Genomic DNA, 19986 nt, shown 5'->3' with positions numbered 1-19986 from the left:
CCTTTTGCGTGGCTGCGACGGGCCAGACTACTTCTTGCTGTCGGGCGCCGGCAGCATGTTGGCCAGTTCGTCTTCGCTGATGATTTCCAGGATGCGCACCACGCGCTGCACGCCGGAGGTGCCTGACACCACTTCAGTGGCACGGTTGGCTTCGCGCTGGGTCACACGGCCCATCAGGTACACGGTGCCGCGCTCGGTGGTGACCTTGAAGGCATTGGCAAACAGGTCCTTGGCGTCGAACAGGTTGGCCTTGACGCGGCTGGTGACCAGGGCGTCAGACGAGCGCTGGGTCAGGGTGGCGTTGCCCAGCACAGCCAGTTCATTGACGATGTTGCGCAGGTTCTCCACGCCGGAGGCTGCTTTCTCGGCCAGTTGCTTGTCCTGCTCGGAGGGCACTTCGCCGGTCAGCAGGAGCTGGCGGTTGTAGCTGGTGGTATTGATGTGCGCACGTTCACCCAGGGCGTCTTCAATGCGGTTGCGGGCCTTGAGCTGGATCGCGTTGTCTTCCACCACGGTGCCCGAGGTGCGGCGGTCAGAGGCCACCAGCGCGCCGGTCACGGCACCGCCCACCATCAGGGGGAAGCAGCCGCCCAGGCTGAGCAGGCCGGCGGTCAGGGTGAGGGCAAGAATGGATTTTTGAAACGTTGTTTTCATGTCTGGGTTTCCTGGTCGCCCAAGAGCTGGGCATCAACCGCATCACAGATGCAATGCAGGGCCAATATATGCACTTCCTGAACGCGGGCCGTGCGCTCGCTGGGCACGCAGATGTGCACATCGGTATCACGCAGGGCCTGGTTCATCTTGCCGCCGCCGCGCCCGGAGAGGCCAATGACCACCATCTCGCGCTCGTGCGCGGCTTCGATGGCAGCCAGCACATTGCCGGAGTTGCCACTGGTGGAGATGGCCAGCAGCACGTCGCCAGGCTGGCCCAGGGCACGCACCTGGCGCGAGAAGATGACGTTGAAGTCGTAGTCGTTGGCAATGGCCGTGATGATGGAGGTGTCGGTGGTCAGCGCGATGGCGGCCAGCTCCGGGCGGTCACGCTCAAAGCGGCCCACAAACTCGGCCGAGAAATGCTGCGCATCGGCTGCCGAGCCGCCGTTGCCGCAGGCCAGCACCTTGCCTCCGCTGGTGACACAGGCCACCACGGCCTGGACGGCTGCGGCAATCGGTTTGCTCAGGGCTTCGGCGCACTGGTATTTGAGGTCAGCGCTGTCGATGAAGTGTTGGTGTATTCGTTTTTCCAGCATGGGGCGATGATAACTGCCCGCTATGAAGCTGCTGTGAAGCAGGCCCCACCTGCCCTGTGGCTTTGTAAGCCCATGTCAACCGGCGTCAAAAGCCGCCTGCAGCCACTGCAATCCGTGCGGCTCCACCAGCACCACATCAAAACGGCATGGAGGCAGCGGGCGCTGGCTCAGCAGGTAGTGGCGTGCGGCAAAGACAATGCGGCGCTGCTTGAAGAAACTGATGCTGGCGCCCGCGCCACCGTGGGCCGCCGAGGCGCGGCTGCGGACCTCGACAAATACGGTGGTACCGTCAGGCGTCTGCATGATGAGGTCAATCTCGCCGCCACCACGCCCCGGGGTTCGATAATTGCGCTGCAAAAGGCGCAGGCCGTGCCGCTTGAGGTGGCGCAAGGCCTCGTCTTCGGCGGCATCGCCAGACTGTTTGGTGCTGCCGTTTTTGGGCGGCGGTTTTGATGAAGGAATTTCCATAGTGAGCGCGTCTTATTCTTCTGCCCGTGCGGCTGCACGGGAGGCTGCGTCTGATCAGCATTATCCGCAAGGTGCACTGTATGTGGTTGCAACGCCCATAGGCAACCTGGCCGACATCACCCTGCGCGCCCTGCATGTGCTGGAGTTGGTGGACGTAATTGCCTGCGAGGACACGCGCCACACCCAGCAGATGCTGCGCGCCTATGGCATCGACAAGAGCGGCGGCCAGTTGCTGGCCGTGCACCAGCACAACGAGACCGAGGCGGCGCACACCGTGGTGGAGCGCCTGCGCGCGGGCCAGCGCGTGGCCTATGTGAGCGATGCCGGCACACCCGGCGTGAGCGATCCCGGCGCGCGCCTGGCGGCCGTACTGGTCCAGCAGGGCTTGCGCTGCATTCCTCTGCCTGGCGCCAGCAGCGTGACTGCCTTGCTGTCGGTGGCGGGCGTTGCGGCCGAATCCGGTGCCGCCAGCGGCTTTGTGTTCCAAGGCTTTTTGTCCAGCAAGAGCACGGAGCGTGCGCATGCGGTGCAGTTGCTGATGCAGGAGGCACGCGCCGTGCTGCTGCTGGAAGCGCCCCATCGCATCGAGGCCCTGGCCGAGGCCCTGGGCGCGCTGGGTGAGCGGCCCATCACCATCGGGCGCGAGTTGACCAAGCAGTTTGAAGAAATTGCCACCTTAGCCGCCCGGGACTTCAAGGCCTGGCTACAGGGCGATGCCAACCGTCTGCGCGGTGAGTTCGCCCTGTTGCTGCACCCGGCGCCCGTGGCCGCAGAGGGTGGTGATGCTGTGCGCATACTCACTTTGCTGCTGGCTGAGTTGCCCCTCAAGACCGCCGTGAAGCTGGCCGCCGATATCACCGGCCAGCCGCGCAACGCGCTCTATGAGCAGGCGCTGGCGCTCAAGAGCGGAAAAACCGCTTGAGGCTCACCGATTGCAGTGTTGACAGGCCTGTGTTTTTGAACGTTGCGCCGTGCATTGCCAGCAGGAGGTTTTAAACATATGATGATTGAAACGCCCAAACGGCCTTACGCCAGCGGCTACAGCCCATGAACCCCCGCCTCACCAGCCACACCTCCACCTACTCCGGGCGCAACCTGCATGGGCAGGTGGTCAACGAGCTGGGCCGGCGCGTGGTCAGCGGCGCCTATGCCGCAGGCGCGGTGCTGCCCAATGAAGAGCAGCTGTGCCAGGAGCTGCAGGTCAGCCGCACGGCGCTGCGCGAAGCCGTCAAGGTACTGGCTGCCAAGGGCCTGCTGGAGGCGCGCCCGCGCATCGGCACCCGGGTGCGGGTACGCGACCAGTGGAACCTGCTGGACCCGGACATCCTGGCCTGGCGCTGTGCCACCGGGGCGGATGCCGAATTCCTGCGCCACCTCACCGAGCTGCGCGAAATCATTGAGCCCGCCGCTGCGTCGCTGGCTGCCAACAGCCGCACACCGGCGCAGCTGGAGGCCATAGCCGCGGCCCTGCAGGACATGCGCCAGGCACCCGCCATTGCCCAGTGGATCGAGGCCGACCTGGCCTTCCACACCGCCATCCTGCGCGCCACCAACAACCCGCTGCTGATGCCGCTGGCGGCCATCATCGGCAGCGCGCTGGAGTCGCTTCTGGGTGTCACAGCACGCTCGGCCGGCGACTTCAAACGCGCCCTGCCGGACCACCAGAAGGTGTTCGAGGCGATTGAAAGCGGCGACGCCCAGAGCGCCCTGCACCGCATGGCCGGCATGCTCTCGGACACGCGCTCGCTGATGAAACAGGTAGTTTTCTAGGCGGCTCCTGCGGACAAGGGTTTGTCCCTAGCGGCATTTCAGCCGCTTATTTGTATGATGAATGAATGGCGGCACCTGGTAGCAAGGTGCCCTGTTGCACGCTTCCGAGCGTTTCACCATCCTTAGCCCAGAGATTTCCATGGCCCGCATTCAGCTCGAAAAGGTGTTCAAAGCCTACGGCGACAACCCGCCGGTGATCCGTGACGTCTCGCTGGACATTGGTACCAACGAGTTTTGTGTGTTTGTCGGCCCTTCGGGCTGCGGCAAGTCCACGCTCTTGCGCATGGTGGCCGGGTTGGAGACCATCAACGGCGGCACCCTGCGCATTGGCGGCCAGCCCATGAACGAGGTGGCCCCGGCCCAGCGCGGCGTGGCCATGGTGTTCCAGAGCTACGCCCTCTTTCCGCACATGACGGTGTTCGAGAACATGGCCTTTGGCCTGCGCCTGTCCAAGGTGGCCGAGCCCCAGATTCAGAAGCGCGTGGGTGATGCAGCGCGCATCCTGCAGCTCGAGCCCTTTTTGCAGCGCCTGCCCAAGGCCTTGTCGGGCGGGCAGCGCCAGCGTGTGGCCATTGGCCGGGCCATCGTGCGCCAGCCCGGTGTGTTTTTGTTTGACGAACCGCTCTCCAACCTGGATGCCGCCCTGCGCGTGCAGACGCGCTTTGAGATTGCCAAGATCCACCGCGACTTCGGCCAGGCCAGCACCATTTACGTCACGCACGACCAGGTAGAGGCCATGACCTTGGCCGACCGCATCGTGCTGCTCAACTCCGGCCCGGCAGTGGCGCGCGATGGCAGCGTGGCCCAGTTTGGCGCGCCGCTGGACCTGTACCACCATCCCGTAAACCAGTTTGTGGCCGGCTTCATCGGCAGCCCCAAGATGAACTTCTTTGCCGCCACCCTGCACAGCGCCGGGCCCGAGTTGGCCACCGTGCAACTGCCCACCGGCGAGACCTTGCAGGCCCGCGTCAACGCACAGGCCCTGCCTGCAGGCGCACCCATCACCGTGGGCCTGCGCCCCGAAGATGCCGAGGTGGGCACGGCCACCCAGCACGTGCTGCGCAATGTGCAGTGGCAGGAGCGCCTGGGCGAATCGACCTACCTGTACCTGGACAGCGGCATCACCAGTGACCCCTGGGTGGTCAAGGCACCCGGCAACACCTTTGCCCGCGCCGGTGAGCGCGTGGCCCTGAGCATGCCCGCCCAGCACCTGCATGTGTTTGATGCACAAGGCCTGTCCATGCCGCGCACCATTGCCAGCCATGACTTGTCGCTGTCCGTGCCCGCCTCGGCTATGACCCCGTCCACCGCTGCCAGCGCCTGAAAGTCCCCATGCAATTAGGTGTTTGCTATTACCCCGAACAGTGGCCAGAAGAGTGGTGGGCCGATGACGCCGCGCGCATGGCCGCCATGGGCATACGCTATGTGCGCATTGCCGAGTTCGCCTGGAGCCGCATAGAGCCCACGCCCGGCGAGTTTGACTGGGCCTGGCTGGACCGTTCTATTGCCACCCTGCACGCTGCGGGCTTGCGCGTGGTGATGTGCACACCCACGGCCACGCCACCCAAATGGTTAGTCGATTCCGACCCGGCCATGCTGGCCGTAGACGCCAACGGCCAGGCGCGCGGCTTTGGCTCGCGCCGCCACTACTGTTTTTCCAGCCCGTCGTACCGGGCGCAGAGTGCACGCATCACCGAGGCCGTGGCCCAGCGCTACGGCCAACACCCGGCAGTGGCCGCCTGGCAGACCGACAACGAATACGGCTGCCACCTCACCGTGCTGAGCTACAGCCAGGCCGCACGCCAGGGCTTTCGCGCCTGGCTGCAGGCCAAATACATCACAGTGGACGCCCTCAACACCGCCTGGGGCAATGTGTTCTGGAGCCAGGAGTACCGCAGCTTTGACGAGATTGACCCCCCGGTGGGCACCGTCACCGAGGCCCACCCGGCGCACCGGCTGGACTACCGCCGCTTTGCCTCCGACGAAGTGGTGGCCTTCAACCGCATCCAGACCGATATCCTTCGCCAGCACTCGCCCGGACGCGATGTGACGCACAACTTCATGGGCTTCTTCACCGAGTTCGACCACCACGATGTGGCCGCCGACCTGGACGTGGCCACCTGGGACAGTTACCCGCTGGGCTTCACCCAGGACTTCTTTTTGAGCAGCCTGGAAAAACAGCGCTACGCGCGCACCGGCCACCCCGACATTCCCGCCTTTCACCACGACCTGTACCGCGGCCTGTGCACGGGCGCCAACAAGGGCCGATGGTGGGTGATGGAGCAGCAACCCGGCCCAGTGAACTGGGCGCAGTGGAACCCGGCTCCCCTGGACGGCATGGTGCGGCTGTGGACCTGGCAGGCCTTTGCCCACGGTGCCGAGGTGGTGAGCTATTTCCGCTGGCGCCAGGCGCCGTTTGCGCAGGAGCAAATGCACGCCGGCCTGCACCGCCCCGACCGCTCGCTGGACCAGGGTGGCTTGGAGGCCACGCAGGTGGCGCAAGAACTGCTGGCAATCGGTCTCGCCGCCACAGGTGACGCAGCAGCCAATGCATCAGCAAGCCAGGCCCGCGTGGCCCTGGTGCTGGACTACCCCAGCCTGTGGATGGCGCAGATCCAGCCACAGGGTGCGGACTACAACCCCATGGAAATTACGTTCCGGGCCTACAGCGCGCTGCGCCAGCTGGGCCTGGATGTGGACATCGTCTCCAGCCGCGCTGATCTGAAAAGCTACGCGCTGGTGGTGCTGCCCGCGCACCTGCGTGAGGACGCGGCGCTGGCCGCACGCCTGGCGGCGTTACAGGCCGACGGCACGGCACAGGCGGTGTTCGGTCCGCGCGCAGGCGCCAAGAACCAGGCGCTGTCTTTTGCTGACGGCTTGCCGCCCGGCGCCTTTGCCGCACTGGCCGGTGTGCGGGTGCAGCGCGTCTCGTCCCTGCCACCGGGCGTGGTGGACGCGGTGCGCTGGCCCGATGGGTCCTTGAGCAGCAACAGCCATTGGCGTGAAGACGTACAGACCCAGGGCGCACAAGCCTTAGCCAACTTTGACGATGGCCGCCCTGCCGTGCTGCGCCACGGCAGCAGCTGGTACAGCACCGGCTGGCCCGATGAGGCGGGCTGGAAGCAGCTTTTCACCCGCGCCGCAGCGGCCGCCGGTCTGGCCACGCAAGATCTGCCAGAAGACCTGCGCACCAGCCGTCTGGGCAACCATGTGTTCGTCCAGAATTTTTCGAGTTCCACGGTGCACTACGCACCTGTCAACCATGCGCAGTGCCTGCTGGGTGCGCGTGAACTGGCCCCGCAAGGCCTGGCTATCTGGAAGCTAAGCCCTTCCATCTGAAGACGTTGCAAGACGCGAACCCACCAACAACACTAGGAGACCGCATGACATTCAAACCCCTCAAACTCGCGCTGCTCACCGCCAGCCTGATGGCCAGCTTTGCCGGCTTCGCCGGCGATCTGGTGATCAACACCGACGCCTCCGACCCGGCGCCCAAGGCCGCTTTTGAAGCCCTGGTCAAGGGCTTCGAGAAGGCCAACCCCGACGTCAAGGTCAAGCTCAACACCTTTGACCACGAAGGCTACAAGACCTCCATCCGCAACTTCCTCACCGCCGAAGCACCCGACCTGGCCACCTGGTACGCGGGCAACCGCATGGCCCCGTTTGTCAATGCCGGCCTGTTTGAGGATGTGTCCGATGTCTGGGCCAAGGAAGGCCTGAACGACTCTTTCAAGTCGGCTGCGGCCTCCATGACCATGAATGGCAAGAAGTGGGGCCTGCCCTACACCTACTACCAGTGGGGCGTGTACTACCGCAAGGACGTGTTTGCCAAGCTGAAAATTGCCGAGCCCAAGACCTGGGAAGAACTGCTCAAGGCCTGCGAGACCCTCAAGGCCAACAAGGTCACGCCCTTTGCCATTGGCACCAAGGCCACCTGGACCACCGGCGGCTGGTTTGACTACCTGAACATGCGCGTCAACGGCTATGAGTTCCACATGGACCTGACCGCCGGCAAGGTGCCCTACACCGACAAGCGCGTGGAAGCCGTGTTCGACAAATGGGACCAGCTCACCAAGCCTGGCTACTACCTGGCCAACCACGCCTCCTACCAGTGGCAGGAAGCCCTGCCCGCGTTCGTGAAGGGCGAGGCCGCCATGTACCTGATGGGCAACTTTGCCGTGGCCCCCATGAAGGAAGCCGGCCTGAAGGAAGAACAACTGGGCTTTATGCAGTTCCCCGAAATCACCAAGGGCCTGCCCAAGGCAGAGGACGCTCCCACCGACACCATCCACATCCCGGCCAAGGCCAAGAACAAGGTGGATGCACGCCGCTTCCTGGCCTATATGGCCAAGCCCGAAGTGCAGTCCGAGGTCAACACCATCCTGGGCCAGCTGCCGGTCAACAAGAACGCCAAGATGCCTGAGGACACTTACCTCAAGGCCGGCTTCACCATGCTCTCCAACGCCTACGCGCTGGGACAGTTCTATGACCGCGACGCACCCGCCGAGATGGCCAAGGCCGGCATGGATGGCTTCCAGCAGTACATGCTGAAGCCGGGTGAGCGTGGTGCCATGCTCAAGCGCCTGGAGCAGGTGCGCCAGCGCGTCTACAAGTAAGCCTGCAACGCGCTTTCGCTTAAGGAAACAACCATGAACACCAGCACCCCATCGACAACACCTGCCCGCAGCGGCTGGTGGGCGCGTCACCAGATGGCGCTGGTGCCATGGTTGTTTCTGGCGCCCGCGCTGCTGATGTTTGGCATCTATGTGGTCGCACCCATCTTCGAGTCCATGGCCATCAGCCTGTACGACTGGGATGGCCTGGGCACGCCCAAGTACATCGGCCTGGGCAACTATGTGGAGCTTTGGAGCGACGAGGATTTTTTTACCGCGCTCAGAAACAATGTGATCTGGTTCTTCGGCTTTTTGCTCGCCATCCCTATGGGATTGGGCCTGGCGCTGCTGCTCAACCAGGAGGTGTTTGGCATACGCCTGGCCAAATCGCTGTTCTTCTTTCCGTTTGTGATTTCGCAGGTGGTGATCGGCCTGGTGTTCAGCTGGTTTTACGACCCCACCAACGGCCTCTTGCTGCATGTGATGGCCTGGCTGGGCATGGACCCCATAGCAGTGCTCTCGGATGAGCACCTGGTGACCTACGGCATTGTGATTGCCGGCCTGTACCCGCAAACCGCCTACTGCATGATTCTGTACCTGACTGGCCTGAACAACCTGCGCCCCGACCTGATCGAGGCCGCGCGCCTGGAGGGCGCAAAGGGCTGGACCATGCTGTTCAAAATTGTGTTGCCGCAGCTGCGCCCGGCCACGTTTATTGCGGTGGTGGTCACCATCATCGGCAGCCTGCGCAGCTTTGACATGATTTCCATCATGACCCAGGGCGGGCCCTACGGCCAGTCGCGCGTGCTGGCCTATTACATGTACGAGCAGGCCCTGAGCGAATACGGCTACCGCATGGGCTACGGCACGGCCATTGCCACGGTGCTGTTTTTGCTGATGCTGGTCTACATCGTGTTTGTGCTGTACCGCGTCTACCGGCAAGAGCAGGAAACCGACTAGGACCCCCATGTTCCCCACCCCTATCATCCAAACCTCCCGCCCCACGCAGTGGCTGTACCGCGTGGGCCTGCCTCTGGCCCTGCTGGTGTGGCTGCTGCCCATCATCGCGGTGGCCTTTACCTCGGTGCGCGGCCAAGGCGACCTGGCCAACGGCAACTACTGGGGCCTGCCCACCGAGTGGCGCATCCTGGAAAACTACAGTGCCGTGTTCCAGAACACGCCGCTGGCGCACTACATCCTCAACAGCTTTCTGGTCACCATCCCCACCGTCATCGGTGCGCTGACGCTCGCCTGCATGGCCGGTTTTGCACTGGGCGTGTACCGCTTCAAGCTCAACCTGGTGGTGTTCTTCCTGTTTGTGGGCGGCAACTTTGTGCCCTTCCAGATCCTGATGGTGCCGGTGCGTGACCTGAGCCTCAAGCTGGGGCTCTACGACAGCATTGCCGGCCTGGCGCTGTTCCACATAGCCTTCCAGACCGGCTTTTGCACCTTCTTCATGCGCAACTTCATACGCGACCTGCCGCGCGAATTGGTGGAGGCCGCACGCGTGGAGGGTGCCAGCGAGATCCAGATTTTCTTCAAGGTGGTGCTGCCCCTGGTGCGCCCGGCCGTGGCCGCGCTCTCGGTGCTGATCTTCACTTTCATCTGGAACGATTACTTCTGGGCCACGGTGCTGATCCAGGGCAACCACGCCATGCCGGTGACCGGCGGCCTCAAGTCGCTCAACGGCATGTGGGTGGCGCAGTGGCACCTGGTCTCGGCCGGCTCGATTGTGGCCGCCCTGCCGCCGGTGCTGATTTTCTTTGCCATGCAAAAACACTTCATTGCAGGCCTGACCATGGGTGCCACCAAGGGATGAATGGCCCCACCCACACCTTGCTGCGTCTGGACGGCACACACTGCTGCGCCCTGATTGAATGGGAGACGGGCCGCATGCCGGTGTGGCGCCACTTTGGCGCGCTATTGCCCGAGGCGCCGCTCAGCAGCCAGTGGACTGCAGCCAGCCTGCGCCGCCAGGCCAATGCCAGCATGGACCGGCTGGACGGCAACCCGGTGTTTCCCGGTTTTGGCAACGGCCTCTCACTCAACCCCGCGCTGCGCGCGCACGCCAATGGCACAGGCGCCGTCCACGAGTGGGTTGCGCACTCCTATAGCCGCAGTGAAGACGCCAAACAGCAAAGCCTGCTGCTGCACTTGCAGGACGCCAGCGGTCTGGCCTTGGACATAGTGCTCACGCTGTGGCGCAACAGCGATGTGCTCAGCCTGCAAACCACCCTGCACAACCACAGCGGCCACGCCTTGCAGCTCGATTGGCTGGCCTGCGGCACGGTGCCCACGGGTGCGGAGTTGTCCGAGGTGGCGCATTTTTCCGGCCAGTGGGGGCTTGAGTTCCAGTGGCAGCGCACGCCTTTGGCAGCAGCGGGCTTTCAATTGCAGAACCGCCACGGCCGCAGCTCGCATGAGGCACCTCCTGCCTGCTTTGTGCTCGCACCCACCACCGGCGACCACAGCGGCGAGGTGATTGCCGCGCAGCTGGCTTGGAGCGGCAACCACCAGTTTGCGCTGGACCGCTGTGACGACGGCTCGGCCCTGTTGCAGGCCGGTGTCTGGCTGGCGCCGGGCGAGCAGCAACTGGCTGTGGGGGATAGCCACAGCACACCCGCGCTGCACATCAGCTGGTCGGGCCAGGGGCTGAACGGCACGTCGCACAACTTCCACCGCTTTGCGCGCCAGCAGGTGCTGCAGTGGCATGGTGGCCGCATGCGCCCACGGCCCGTGCACCTCAACACCTGGGAGGCGGTGTACTTCAACCACGATGACGCCACCCTGCGCGCCCTGGCCGAACGTGCCGTGGCCCTGGGCGTGGAGCGCTTTGTGCTGGACGACGGCTGGTTTCCTGGCCGCCCCGATGACCACAGTGGTCTGGGAGACTGGTGGCCCGACCCGATCAAGTACCCGCAGGGCCTGGGGCCCTTGATCGGCCATGTGCTGGGGCTGGGCATGGAGTTTGGCCTGTGGGTGGAGCCCGAGATGGTCAACCCCGACAGCGATTTGTTCCGCGCCCACCCGGACTGGGCGCTGCAGATGGCCGGGCAGCCGCTGCAATTGGGGCGCCAGCAACTGGTGCTGGACCTGTCGCGCCCCGAGGTGGGCAACTACCTGTTTGAAAAACTCGACACCCTGCTGCGCGAGAACCGCATCAGCTATTTGAAATGGGACATGAACCGCGACCTGGCGCAGGCCGCAGGCGCCCATGGGCAGATGGCCTATGCACAACAAATACCGGCTCTGTATGCGCTGCTGCAACGCCTGCGCGCGCAGCACCCGGCAGTTGAAATCGAGAGCTGCGCCTCGGGCGGCGGGCGCATGGATCTGGGCATCCTGCAGTACACCCAGCGCTTCTGGACCAGTGACAACAACGACGCGGTCTCGCGCGTGGCCATCCAGAGCGGTGCGACGCGCCTGTTCCCGATGGAGGTGCTGGGCGCCCATGTGGGCCCGGCCCCGGCCCACACCACCGGGCGCAGCCAGAGCCTGGAATTGCGCTGCGCGGTGGCGCTGTTTGGCCACATGGGGGTGGAGGCCGATGTGCGCAAATTCAGCGAGGCCGAGGCACAGACGCTGGCTACCTGGATTGGCCTCTACAAAGCCTGGCGATCGGTGCTGCACAGCGGGCGCTTCAGCCAGGGCCGCACCGCCAACGGCGTGTGGTGGCTGGCCCAAGGCGCGGGCCGCGCGCTGCTGGGTGTGTTCACGCAGACCGCGCCCACCAACATGCACCATGCGCCCTTGCGTCTGCCCTGCCTGCAGGGTTTGCCCGAAGCCACACACTGCCATGTGCACTTGCTGGGTCAGGCCGGCCAGGAGCGCGCGCGGGGCGATGCGGCATCTGGCTGGCTGGATGCCCTGCGGGGCGAAGGTGTCACGTGTTCTGCGGCTGAGCTGCGCCACATCGGGCTACCATTGCCCAATATGAACCCCGAGTCGGCCCTGGTCTTCTCGCTGGAATGGCAAACCTCTTGAACGGGCAATTTCCTTGAACATCAAAACCATCTGGCCGGCGGAGCTGGACCTGGGCGAAGGCCCGATGTGGCACGCGCCCTCGGGGCGTTTCTTCTTTGTGGACATCCATGGCTGCGCTGTCCATGCCTGGCACCCTGTCAGCGGCCAGCGCCAAAGCTGGAATATGCCTGAGCGCATAGGCTGGCTGATTGCCCGCCGCGATGGCGATGGCTTCATGGCCGGCTTCCAAAGTGGTTTTGCGCGCCTGTGGCTGGAGCCCGTGCTGCGTATCGAGCGCTTGGGCTCACCGCACGCCGGGCAGCCGGATGTGCGCTTGAACGATGCCAAGGCGGATTGCCATGGCCGCATCTGGGCCGGCTCCATGAACAACGTGGACACCAGCCGCGCCGACGGCCAGCTCACCCGGCTGGATCCGGACGGCCACTTTACGGTGGTGGAGCGCGGCATCCACATTGCCAACGGCCCCTGCATCAGCGAAGACGGTCGGCGCATGCTGCACACCGACAGCGCGCTGGACTGCGTGTATGAGTACCGTGTAAGCCCCATGGGCGAGCTGATGGACAAAAAAGAATGGAAGCGCTTTGGCGGCAAGCAGGGCACTCCGGACGGAATGACACTGGATGCAGACGGCAATGTCTGGATCGCGTTCTGGGGTGGCGCCTGCCTGCGCCAGTTCACGCCGGACGGCGACTTGCTGCAGCGCATTGACCTGCCCGCCCTGAACATCACCTGCATGGCCTTTGGCGGCGAGGATATGCAAAGCTTGGTGGTGACCAGCGCGCGCAACGGCCTGTCAGCCAAACAACTGACGCAATACCCGGCCTCGGGCTGTGTCTTTTTGTTGCGCCCGGGTGTGGCGGGGGTGTTGCCAAAAACTTTTGGCTAAAGGCTGCCCATGGCATCAGGCTGGCGCCATTGCGACAGCTCGGCCAGGCGGCGCACCACCCATTCGGACTCGGCTGGATTGAAGATTTCGCCTGCCAGCAGCCCCTGGTAACAGCGCAGCAGCACATCGGACTCGGCAATGCCCAGACCATGCAGCATCTCCTGCGCGGTTTGCGTCAGCAGGCTGGCCATGTCTTCACACAGCTCATAACGTTCGGCAATAAAAAACCGGGTCGCAGCAGGCTTGCTGCGACCCGGTTCCATGAACAGTGCAATAAAGGACTGCGGTATTTCTACCTGGTTGTCTTCAGACAAACGCCGTCCTGTGCAATGCCAAACTTAGGCCTTCTTGGCGTAGGCGCTGCACCAGCCAGCTGCGGCCACTTGCTTGCCTGCAAACAACGGGCAGGCACCTGCCTTGTCGCCTGCCTTGCCCTGGAACAGTGCGCAGCTGCTGCATTGCTGGCCGGCTGCGTACTTGGGGAACTTGGTCTTGTCGGTCTTGGTACCGTCAGCCTTGTAGCCCAGTGCTGCGGCTTGCGGGTCGGCATCAGCCACCATGGCGCCTTGGGCGTGGGCTTGGGTTGCCAGCAGGGCGGCAGATCCGAGGCTGAACTGAACGATGAATTCGCGGCGATTCGACATGGCAATAATCCTCAAGGGGGTGGTAAAAAAAGGCAGTATAGAAACAATAGAACGCATTCTCGCTTACAACCGTTGACCCACCGCCTGACAATCGAATACCCACTGATTCAGGTCAATTAACAAAACATCAAGGCCACCAGGGCCGCGTCCTCGCCCAGGTTCATCAGCACATAGGCCGACACCCGATACACAAGGTACCAACCGGACTCAGCGTTCCAGGCCATGCACAGGGTTTTCAAGCACGGTGATGGCATCAAACTGCAGATGGTGCATGAACTCGCGCAGGATCAACAGGGCCGTGGCAAACGCGTTGGACTCTGGCAAGCCTTCATGCACCGCAGGCATGCCCTGGACCACGCGGCTCAGACGGTTGAAGCTGCGTTCCATGGCCTCGAGCGACAGCACCATGACGGGTTGTTGCGGCACACCAGAGAGCAACGCAATCTCGCGTACCGCAGCATCACAGCAAAACAGTTGCGCATCGCGCGGGATGTGGGCACGCAGCGGCATCACCACGTCCTCCACCACCATGATGGCGTTTTCCAGGGCCAAGGGGGTGGGTGGTGTGGTCCTGAATTGTTCAGCCGCCGTGCGCTCCAGGCCCAGGGGCAAGACCTGCATCCGGTCCGCTGTGGGCCCGGTGCCCAAAGCCATGCCGCACTGCTGCGCCCCCAGGTGCAGCGCAAGGATGCAGGCACCGGGGCCCGCATTCTGGCGTGCGCTGGCGTAATGTTGATGCATGGCTTTGGTGGTGGCGTTGTGCGGCATGGAAGCGGCTTCAACCCGGGCGGCGCATGCGGAACAGTTGCTCGGGGGTGACCTGAAAGTAGTCCGCCGGGCCACCGCCGCGCAGCACGGGTTCGGCGTCTGCGGTCTGGTAGACGCCCTCTTTGAGCAGACGCCTGGCAATGTGCACCGCCACCACCTCGCCCAGCACCAGCCAGGTGGAGATAGCACTGCCGTCCTGCCCCTGCAACTGCAGGATCTGGGTCTTGCGGCATTCAAAGCTCACAGGGCTGTTTGCCACGCGCGGCACATCCATATGACTCGATGGCAGGGTGGCCAATCCGGCCAGTTCAAACTCGTTGACCTCAGGGCCCACGGCGGCGCAGGTCTGGTTCATGGCCTCGGCCAAGGGCCGCGTCACCAGGTTCCAGACAAAGGCGCCGGTCTCCTCGATGTTGCGCAGCGTGTCCTTGGCGCCAATGCTGGCAAAGCCGATGATGGGCGGGGTGTAGTTGAAGGCGTTGAAAAAGCTGTAGGGCGCCAGGTTGACGTGGCCACTGGCACTGCGCGAAGAAATCCAGCCAATCGGGCGTGGACCCACGATGGCGTTGAACGGGTCATGGGCCAGGCCGTGGCCGGTGGCAGGTTCATACGAATGGAAACTGTGTTCCATGGAGGTCAGGCGGGCGAGGCTTCGGGCATGCGCTGGAGTATCGCAGCTTGGCAATACACGCAGGACTGCCACTGTCCCACCAATTGAAACAATCCATTCTATTTTTCAATGTTTATCTTCCCGTTTAGAACCAATACAGTACGGGTCATAGGCTGCAAATTGGCGGCACGGCACACGAGTCACCCAAGGATTTCCCATGACCACTCACACCACCACGCCCCTGCTCTTCATCTCCCACGGCGCGCCCACTTTTGCCATAGAGCCCGGCAAGCTGGGCCCGCAACTGAATGCCTTGGGCTCCGAACTCGGCGACGTGCGCGCCGTGCTGGTGGTATCCCCGCATTGGCAAACGCGCGGTGTAGCCGTGTCCACCACAGCGGCACCCGAGACGATTTACGACTTTGGCGGTTTTTCTTCCAGGCTGTATGACCTGACCTACCCTGCAGCCGGTGCACCGGACGTGGCGCTGGAGGCTGTCAAGCTTCTGTTGGAGGCTGGCTTCCAGACCGAAGTCGACAGCCGCCGCGGTCTGGACCACGGCGCCTGGGTGCCGCTGTACCACTTGCTGCCACAAGCGCAGATTCCGGTGTTCCAGGTGTCCCTGCCCTATGACCTGAATACGCAAACCGCCTTGCAGTTGGGCCGCGCCTTGGCGCCCCTGCGTGCGCAGGGGGTGCTGATCGTGGCCTCGGGCAGCATGACGCACAATCTGCGCGAGTTCCGCGGGGGCGCTACGCAGCCAGCCAGCTATGTGCTGGAGTTTTCCAACTGGGTGCGCAGCGCCGTGCTGGCGCATGCCGTGGGACCCATGCTGCAGTACCGCAGCGAGGCGCCCCATGCCGAGCGCGCGCACCCGACCGAAGAACACTTCCTGCCGCTGCTGGTGGCCATGGGCGCGCAACTGGAAGGCGAGACCGCGCGGCTGATCGATGGCGGTGTGGAGTACGGCATGCTCAGCATGGACTCTTTTGTGTGGGGTCAGCCCCAGGCTGCCACCACGCTGCAATAACGGGCGGCCCACATGCGCTGAATGCGCTTGGGCCAGGGGCTTCAGCTGCGCCGGCGCAGCGCGCTGTTGCGGCGGTCTTCAATCTTGGCGCTCTCTTCCATGCTTTGGCGCACGAAATTGATGTGCTCGCGCGCAGTACGCATGGCGTCTTCGCTGGCGTGGCGGCGCACCGATTCCCAGATGGCGCGGTGCTGCGCGCGCAACTGCTCCCACTGCCGGGGCAGGGCGTGCAGGTGCGCCAGGTTGTCCGACACATGGCCGTGGATGACCTGCATCAGGCTGGCCACCAGGTGGCCGATCAGGGCGTTGTGGGAGGCGTCGGCAATCGCCTGGTGGAAGGCCACATCGGTATCAATACAGGCCGACATGTCGTCTCCGTCGTAGGCCAGCTCCATGGCCGCGTAGGCGGTGTCTATGCGCTCCAGATCCACGTCCGTGGCGCGTTCGGCAGCCAGCATGGCGGCTTCGCCTTCGAGCATGTGGCGGAATTCCAGCATGTCGCTCTGCAGCAGGGGGTGGGCCTGCAGCATGTCTTTCCAGGGGTCGGAGAAGGTGGCCTGCAGGCGGTCGGTAACCACGGTGCCGCCGCCGTGCCGGGTTTCCAGCAGGCCTTTGGAGGCCAGCTTCTGGATCGCCTCGCGCAGGGTGGGGCGCGACACATTGAGCTCCAGCGCCAGATTGCGCTCAGCCGGTAGCCGGTCACCCGCCTTGAGCGAGCCTTCCAGGATGCGCTGCTCCAGATCGCGGGCAACAACATCGGCAATGCGGGCAACAGCAGGGCGGGATTGGTTCATGATGTGAAATTTTTGGTCTGACCAGTTTAGCATTTTGCCTTTCCCATAAAAAGTTTGGGCCTGATTTGCCCATTGCGGTTGACAGAACCGATCCCGAGCATTTACATTCGCGCCACCTTTTTGGTATTACCACTTTACCAATTATCAAAACAACGAGGAGACTGCCCATGCACAGCCACGTCCGCCAGCCTGGAAAACGCGCCATCTTGCGCCGCGGCACCGCCGCGCGTACAGTGGCCTGCACTTCAGGGAGCCAGCGCACGACAGCGTTCGTGTGCCTCTTTGTGAAGGAAAACAAGAAATGAGTCCACTCATCACCGCCTTGTGCACGGTACTGTCTGCACGCCAGGTCATCCATGACGAATTGCGCCGCCTGGCTTATGGCACGGACGCCAGCTTCTACCGCCTCACACCCGAGGTGATTGCCCTGGTGGAAAACGAAGACGAGGTGCGCGCCGTGCTGGCCACAGCCCACGCCCACCAGCGCCCGGTGACCATCCGCGCCGCGGGCACCAGCCTCTCGGGCCAGGCCGTGACCGACGGCGTGCTGGTGCTGATTGGCGAAGGCTTTGCCACCTGCGAAATCGCAACCGACGCCGCGAGCGTGCATTTGGGGCCGGGCATGATTGGTGGAGAGGTCAACTTCCGCCTGGCGCCGCTGGGCCGCAAGATCGGGCCGGACCCGGCTTCCATCAACGCCTGCAAGATCGGCGGCATTGCTGCCAACAACGCCTCTGGCATGTGCTGCGGCACGGCGCAAAACAGCTACCGCACGCTGCTGGGCCTGCGCGTGGTGCTGGCCGATGGCAGCGTGCTCGACACGCTGGATGCAGCCAGTGTGGCAGCCTTCAAGGCCAGCCACGCGGCACTGCTGTCGGCGCTGCAGCAAATGGGCGAACACACCCGGCTCGACACGGCGCTGGCCGAGCGCATCCGCCACAAATACCAAATCAAGAACACCACCGGCTACAGCCTCAACGCGCTGGTGGATTTTGAAGACCCCATAGACATCCTCTCGCACCTGATGATTGGGTCTGAGGGCACGCTGGGCTTTATCTCCCGCATCAGCCTGCAGACCGTGGCAGAAGACCCTTTCAAGGCCAGCGCCCTGGTGTTCTTCCCCACCATTGCCAGCGCCTGCGAAGCCGTGATCCGCCTCAAGCCCCAGCCCGTGGCGGCCGTGGAGTTGCTGGACCGCCCTGCCCTTCGCTCAGTGGAGGCCAAGCCCGGCCTGCCCCCGGTTCTCAAAACCCTGGGGCCAGACGCGGCCGCGCTGCTGATCGAAGTGCGGGCTCAAACCGCCAGCGCCCTGCAGGTGAAGATGGACGCGGTGCTGGCCGCCCTGCAAGGCATTGCCACGGTAGAGGCGCCCGCTTTCTCCACCGACAGCGCCACCTGCGAGATGTACTGGAAGGTGCGCAAGGGCACCTTCCCCTCGGTGGGCGCCATGCGCAAAGCCGGCACCACCGTCATCATTGAAGACGTGGCCTTTCCCGTGGCCTCGCTCGCTGCGGCCACGCTGGACCTGCAGGCGCTGTTCCAGAAGCACGCCTATACCGAGGCCATCATTTTTGGCCACGCGCTCGAGGGCAATCTGCACTTCGTCTTCACCCAAGACTTCGGCGATGCCGCCGAGGTGCAGCGCTATGCCCGCTTCATGGACGACGTGTGCGAACTGGTAGTCAAGAAGTACGACGGCTCCCTCAAAGCCGAGCACGGCACCGGCCGCAACATGGCGCCGTTTGTGGAGCTGGAATGGGGCAAGCAGGCCACCGACCTGATGCGCCGCATCAAGGCCCTGTTCGACCCGAGCGGCCTGCTCAACCCCGGCGTCATCCTCAACGATGACGCCGAGGCCCACCTGAAGAACCTCAAGCCCATGCCCGCGGCCGAGGCAATAGTGGACCGCTGCATCGAATGCGGCTTTTGCGAGCCGCTGTGCCCCTCGCACCGGCTCACGCTCTCGCCACGCCAGCGCATTGTGAGCTGGCGCGAGCTCTCGCGCCGCGAGGCGGCCCACGAAGACCCGGGGCAGGTCGCCACGGACTTTGCCTACTTCGGCCTGGACACCTGCGCCGGCTGCGGCCTGTGCTCCACTGGTTGCCCGGTGGGCATCGACACGGGTGAACTCACCCGCCTCTTGCGCGGGCGCGGCCTGGGCACGGTCAGCCAGCAGATCGGCAAACTCTCGGGCGAGCACTTTGGCAAAGTGGCCACCCTGTCGCGCACCGCCATCAGCGCGGGCCACATGGCCTCCAAGGTAGTGGGCGGCAAGGTGCTCAACAAACTCTCGGGTGGCGCCTGGAAAAAGAGCATGCCGCAGGCCGGACGCGCGCCGCAAACACGCACAGGCACCGGCGACCCGGTGGTGTACTTCCCCACCTGCGGCGCGCGCATTTTTGGCGGCAATACGCCCGATGAGGCCGGCCTGGCCGATGTGGTGATCGAGCTGCTGATACGCGCCGGCTTTGATCCGCGCCTGCCCGAGGGCTATGACAAGCTGTGCTGCGGCCTGATGCTGGCCAGCAAAGGCATGGCCGAAGAAGCCGACGCCATGGCCGATGCGCTCACCAGCGCCATCCTGGCGGTGGCCGACAACGGAGCAGGCGGCCTGTACCCGGTGGTGATGGATGCGAGCTCCTGCTCGGCGCGCATGCAAAAACTGTTGGCCGCGCGCGTGCCGGTGCTCGACTTCCACGAGTTCGCAGCCGACGCCCTGCTCCCCCGCCTGGCCCACCGCCTGCACAAAAAGCCCGGCCCGATTGCCCTGCACATCAACTGCAGCGCCCGGCGCACCGGCACCCAGGACAAGCTGCGCCAGCTGGTGTCGGCCTGTGCCGAGCAAGTGGTGGAGCCCGCAGGCGTGACCTGCTGCGGCTTTGCCGGGGACCGCGGCTTTGTGGTGCCCGAGCTCAATGTGCACGCCCTGCGCAAGATCCACGCGGAGTTGCCTGCCAACTGCTGCGAGGGTGTCTCCACCAACCGCACCTGCGAGATTGGCCTGACCGAAGAAACCGGGCGGCCCTACCACTCGGTGGCCTATCTGCTCGAAGAATGCAGCCGCGAGGAGGACCTGCCCACTTGCTAAACAAACACCTCCGCCCGCGCGCAGGCGCCAGCCCACCCCCCTTTCAGCGTTTCACCCTTTTTTCAATGCACTCTGCAACTC

The 19986-nt window shown here is 64.1% G+C and carries 20 protein-coding genes; 12 read left to right on the top strand and 8 right to left on the bottom strand.

Annotated elements, in window-relative coordinates; all coding sequences use genetic code 11:
• Positions 1–27: 27 nt before the first annotated feature.
• The 3 genes from DIC66_RS08700 to DIC66_RS08690 all read right to left on the bottom strand — a co-directional run bounded on the left by DIC66_RS08700 (position 28) and on the right by DIC66_RS08690 (position 1718).
• The gene (locus DIC66_RS08700; RefSeq protein ID WP_117176169.1) at positions 28–654 is read right to left on the bottom strand and encodes a BON domain-containing protein; all 627 of its coding nucleotides are present in this window, start codon (positions 652–654) and stop codon (positions 28–30) included.
• Positions 651–1250 carry a phosphoheptose isomerase gene (locus DIC66_RS08695; protein WP_117176167.1) on the bottom strand — a complete coding sequence of 200 codons (600 nt, stop codon included), beginning with the start codon at positions 1248–1250 and terminating at the stop codon, positions 651–653. Before DIC66_RS08695 ends, DIC66_RS08700 begins: the two co-directional genes overlap by 4 nt.
• A gap of 75 nt (positions 1251–1325) precedes the next feature.
• On the bottom strand, positions 1326–1718 hold the full coding sequence (locus tag DIC66_RS08690; protein ID WP_117176165.1) for a YraN family protein: 393 nt from the start codon (positions 1716–1718) through the stop codon (positions 1326–1328).
• A 1-nt stretch (position 1719) separates the two neighbouring features.
• Between DIC66_RS08690 and rsmI the strand changes: the two genes are divergently transcribed.
• From rsmI to DIC66_RS08645, 9 genes are all read left to right on the top strand, one after another.
• The gene (rsmI, locus tag DIC66_RS08685; protein ID WP_117176163.1) at positions 1720–2640 is read left to right on the top strand and encodes a 16S rRNA (cytidine(1402)-2'-O)-methyltransferase; all 921 of its coding nucleotides are present in this window, start codon (positions 1720–1722) and stop codon (positions 2638–2640) included.
• Positions 2641–2765: 125 nt separating this feature from the next.
• On the top strand, positions 2766–3488 hold the full coding sequence (locus DIC66_RS08680; RefSeq protein WP_117176161.1) for a FadR/GntR family transcriptional regulator: 723 nt from the start codon (positions 2766–2768) through the stop codon (positions 3486–3488).
• Between the two features lie 139 nt (positions 3489–3627).
• Positions 3628–4812: an ABC transporter ATP-binding protein gene (locus tag DIC66_RS08675; protein WP_117176159.1), complete on the top strand. Its 1185-nt coding sequence runs from the start codon at positions 3628–3630 to the stop codon at positions 4810–4812.
• An 8-nt stretch (positions 4813–4820) separates the two neighbouring features.
• Positions 4821–6827 (top strand): beta-galactosidase, encoded by a 2007-nt coding sequence (locus tag DIC66_RS08670; RefSeq protein ID WP_117176157.1) that lies wholly within the window; start codon positions 4821–4823, stop codon positions 6825–6827.
• A gap of 44 nt (positions 6828–6871) precedes the next feature.
• A complete protein-coding gene (locus tag DIC66_RS08665; protein ID WP_117176155.1) occupies positions 6872–8104 on the top strand; it encodes an ABC transporter substrate-binding protein in 1233 nt (410 codons plus the stop codon).
• Between the two features lie 33 nt (positions 8105–8137).
• Complete coding sequence (locus DIC66_RS08660) at positions 8138–9061, top strand: carbohydrate ABC transporter permease (protein ID WP_420820486.1); 924 nt, start codon at positions 8138–8140, stop codon at positions 9059–9061.
• 7 nt (positions 9062–9068) lie between these two features.
• Positions 9069–9920 carry a carbohydrate ABC transporter permease gene (locus tag DIC66_RS08655; protein WP_117176151.1) on the top strand — a complete coding sequence of 284 codons (852 nt, stop codon included), beginning with the start codon at positions 9069–9071 and terminating at the stop codon, positions 9918–9920.
• Entirely contained in the window at positions 9917–12085 is a 2169-nt protein-coding gene (locus DIC66_RS08650) for an alpha-galactosidase (protein WP_117176149.1), read from the top strand. Before DIC66_RS08655 ends, DIC66_RS08650 begins: the two co-directional genes overlap by 4 nt.
• 13 nt (positions 12086–12098) lie before the next feature.
• Complete coding sequence (locus tag DIC66_RS08645) at positions 12099–12971, top strand: SMP-30/gluconolactonase/LRE family protein (RefSeq protein ID WP_117176147.1); 873 nt, start codon at positions 12099–12101, stop codon at positions 12969–12971.
• On the opposite strand, the gene DIC66_RS08640 is transcribed toward DIC66_RS08645, so the two are convergent.
• The 4 genes from DIC66_RS08640 to DIC66_RS08625 all read right to left on the bottom strand — a co-directional run bounded on the left by DIC66_RS08640 (position 12968) and on the right by DIC66_RS08625 (position 15014).
• Positions 12968–13285: an ATPase with chaperone activity gene (locus DIC66_RS08640; protein WP_117176145.1), complete on the bottom strand. Its 318-nt coding sequence runs from the start codon at positions 13283–13285 to the stop codon at positions 12968–12970. The two genes, DIC66_RS08645 and DIC66_RS08640, sit on opposite strands and share 4 nt — an antisense overlap.
• A gap of 24 nt (positions 13286–13309) precedes the next feature.
• Complete coding sequence (locus DIC66_RS08635) at positions 13310–13615, bottom strand: high-potential iron-sulfur protein (RefSeq protein ID WP_117176143.1); 306 nt, start codon at positions 13613–13615, stop codon at positions 13310–13312.
• 207 nt (positions 13616–13822) lie between these two features.
• Positions 13823–14383: a hypothetical protein gene (locus DIC66_RS08630; RefSeq protein WP_117176141.1), complete on the bottom strand. Its 561-nt coding sequence runs from the start codon at positions 14381–14383 to the stop codon at positions 13823–13825.
• A gap of 10 nt (positions 14384–14393) precedes the next feature.
• Positions 14394–15014, bottom strand: a complete 621-nt coding sequence (locus tag DIC66_RS08625; protein ID WP_117176139.1) for a flavin reductase family protein — start codon at positions 15012–15014, stop codon at positions 14394–14396.
• A gap of 196 nt (positions 15015–15210) precedes the next feature.
• Here DIC66_RS08625 and DIC66_RS08620 point away from each other — a divergent pair, with 196 nt between their 5' ends.
• Positions 15211–16023 carry a DODA-type extradiol aromatic ring-opening family dioxygenase gene (locus DIC66_RS08620; RefSeq protein WP_117176137.1) on the top strand — a complete coding sequence of 271 codons (813 nt, stop codon included), beginning with the start codon at positions 15211–15213 and terminating at the stop codon, positions 16021–16023.
• 41 nt (positions 16024–16064) lie between these two features.
• Here DIC66_RS08620 and DIC66_RS08615 read toward each other — a convergent pair whose 3' ends face one another.
• Positions 16065–16817 carry an FCD domain-containing protein gene (locus DIC66_RS08615; RefSeq protein WP_117176135.1) on the bottom strand — a complete coding sequence of 251 codons (753 nt, stop codon included), beginning with the start codon at positions 16815–16817 and terminating at the stop codon, positions 16065–16067.
• 167 nt (positions 16818–16984) lie between these two features.
• Here DIC66_RS08615 and DIC66_RS23090 point away from each other — a divergent pair, with 167 nt between their 5' ends.
• Both DIC66_RS23090 and DIC66_RS08610 read left to right on the top strand, forming a co-directional pair.
• Positions 16985–17122: a hypothetical protein gene (locus DIC66_RS23090; protein WP_158558878.1), complete on the top strand. Its 138-nt coding sequence runs from the start codon at positions 16985–16987 to the stop codon at positions 17120–17122.
• Positions 17119–19905, top strand: a complete 2787-nt coding sequence (locus DIC66_RS08610) for an FAD-binding and (Fe-S)-binding domain-containing protein (RefSeq protein ID WP_117176133.1) — start codon at positions 17119–17121, stop codon at positions 19903–19905. Before DIC66_RS23090 ends, DIC66_RS08610 begins: the two co-directional genes overlap by 4 nt.
• The last annotated feature ends 81 nt before the right edge of the window (positions 19906–19986 follow it).

It is taken from the genome of Rhodoferax lacus, assembly GCF_003415675.1.
Lineage (GTDB): Bacteria > Pseudomonadota > Gammaproteobacteria > Burkholderiales > Burkholderiaceae_C > Allorhodoferax > Allorhodoferax lacus.
This window is presented reverse-complemented; position numbering and strand designations above follow the sequence as displayed.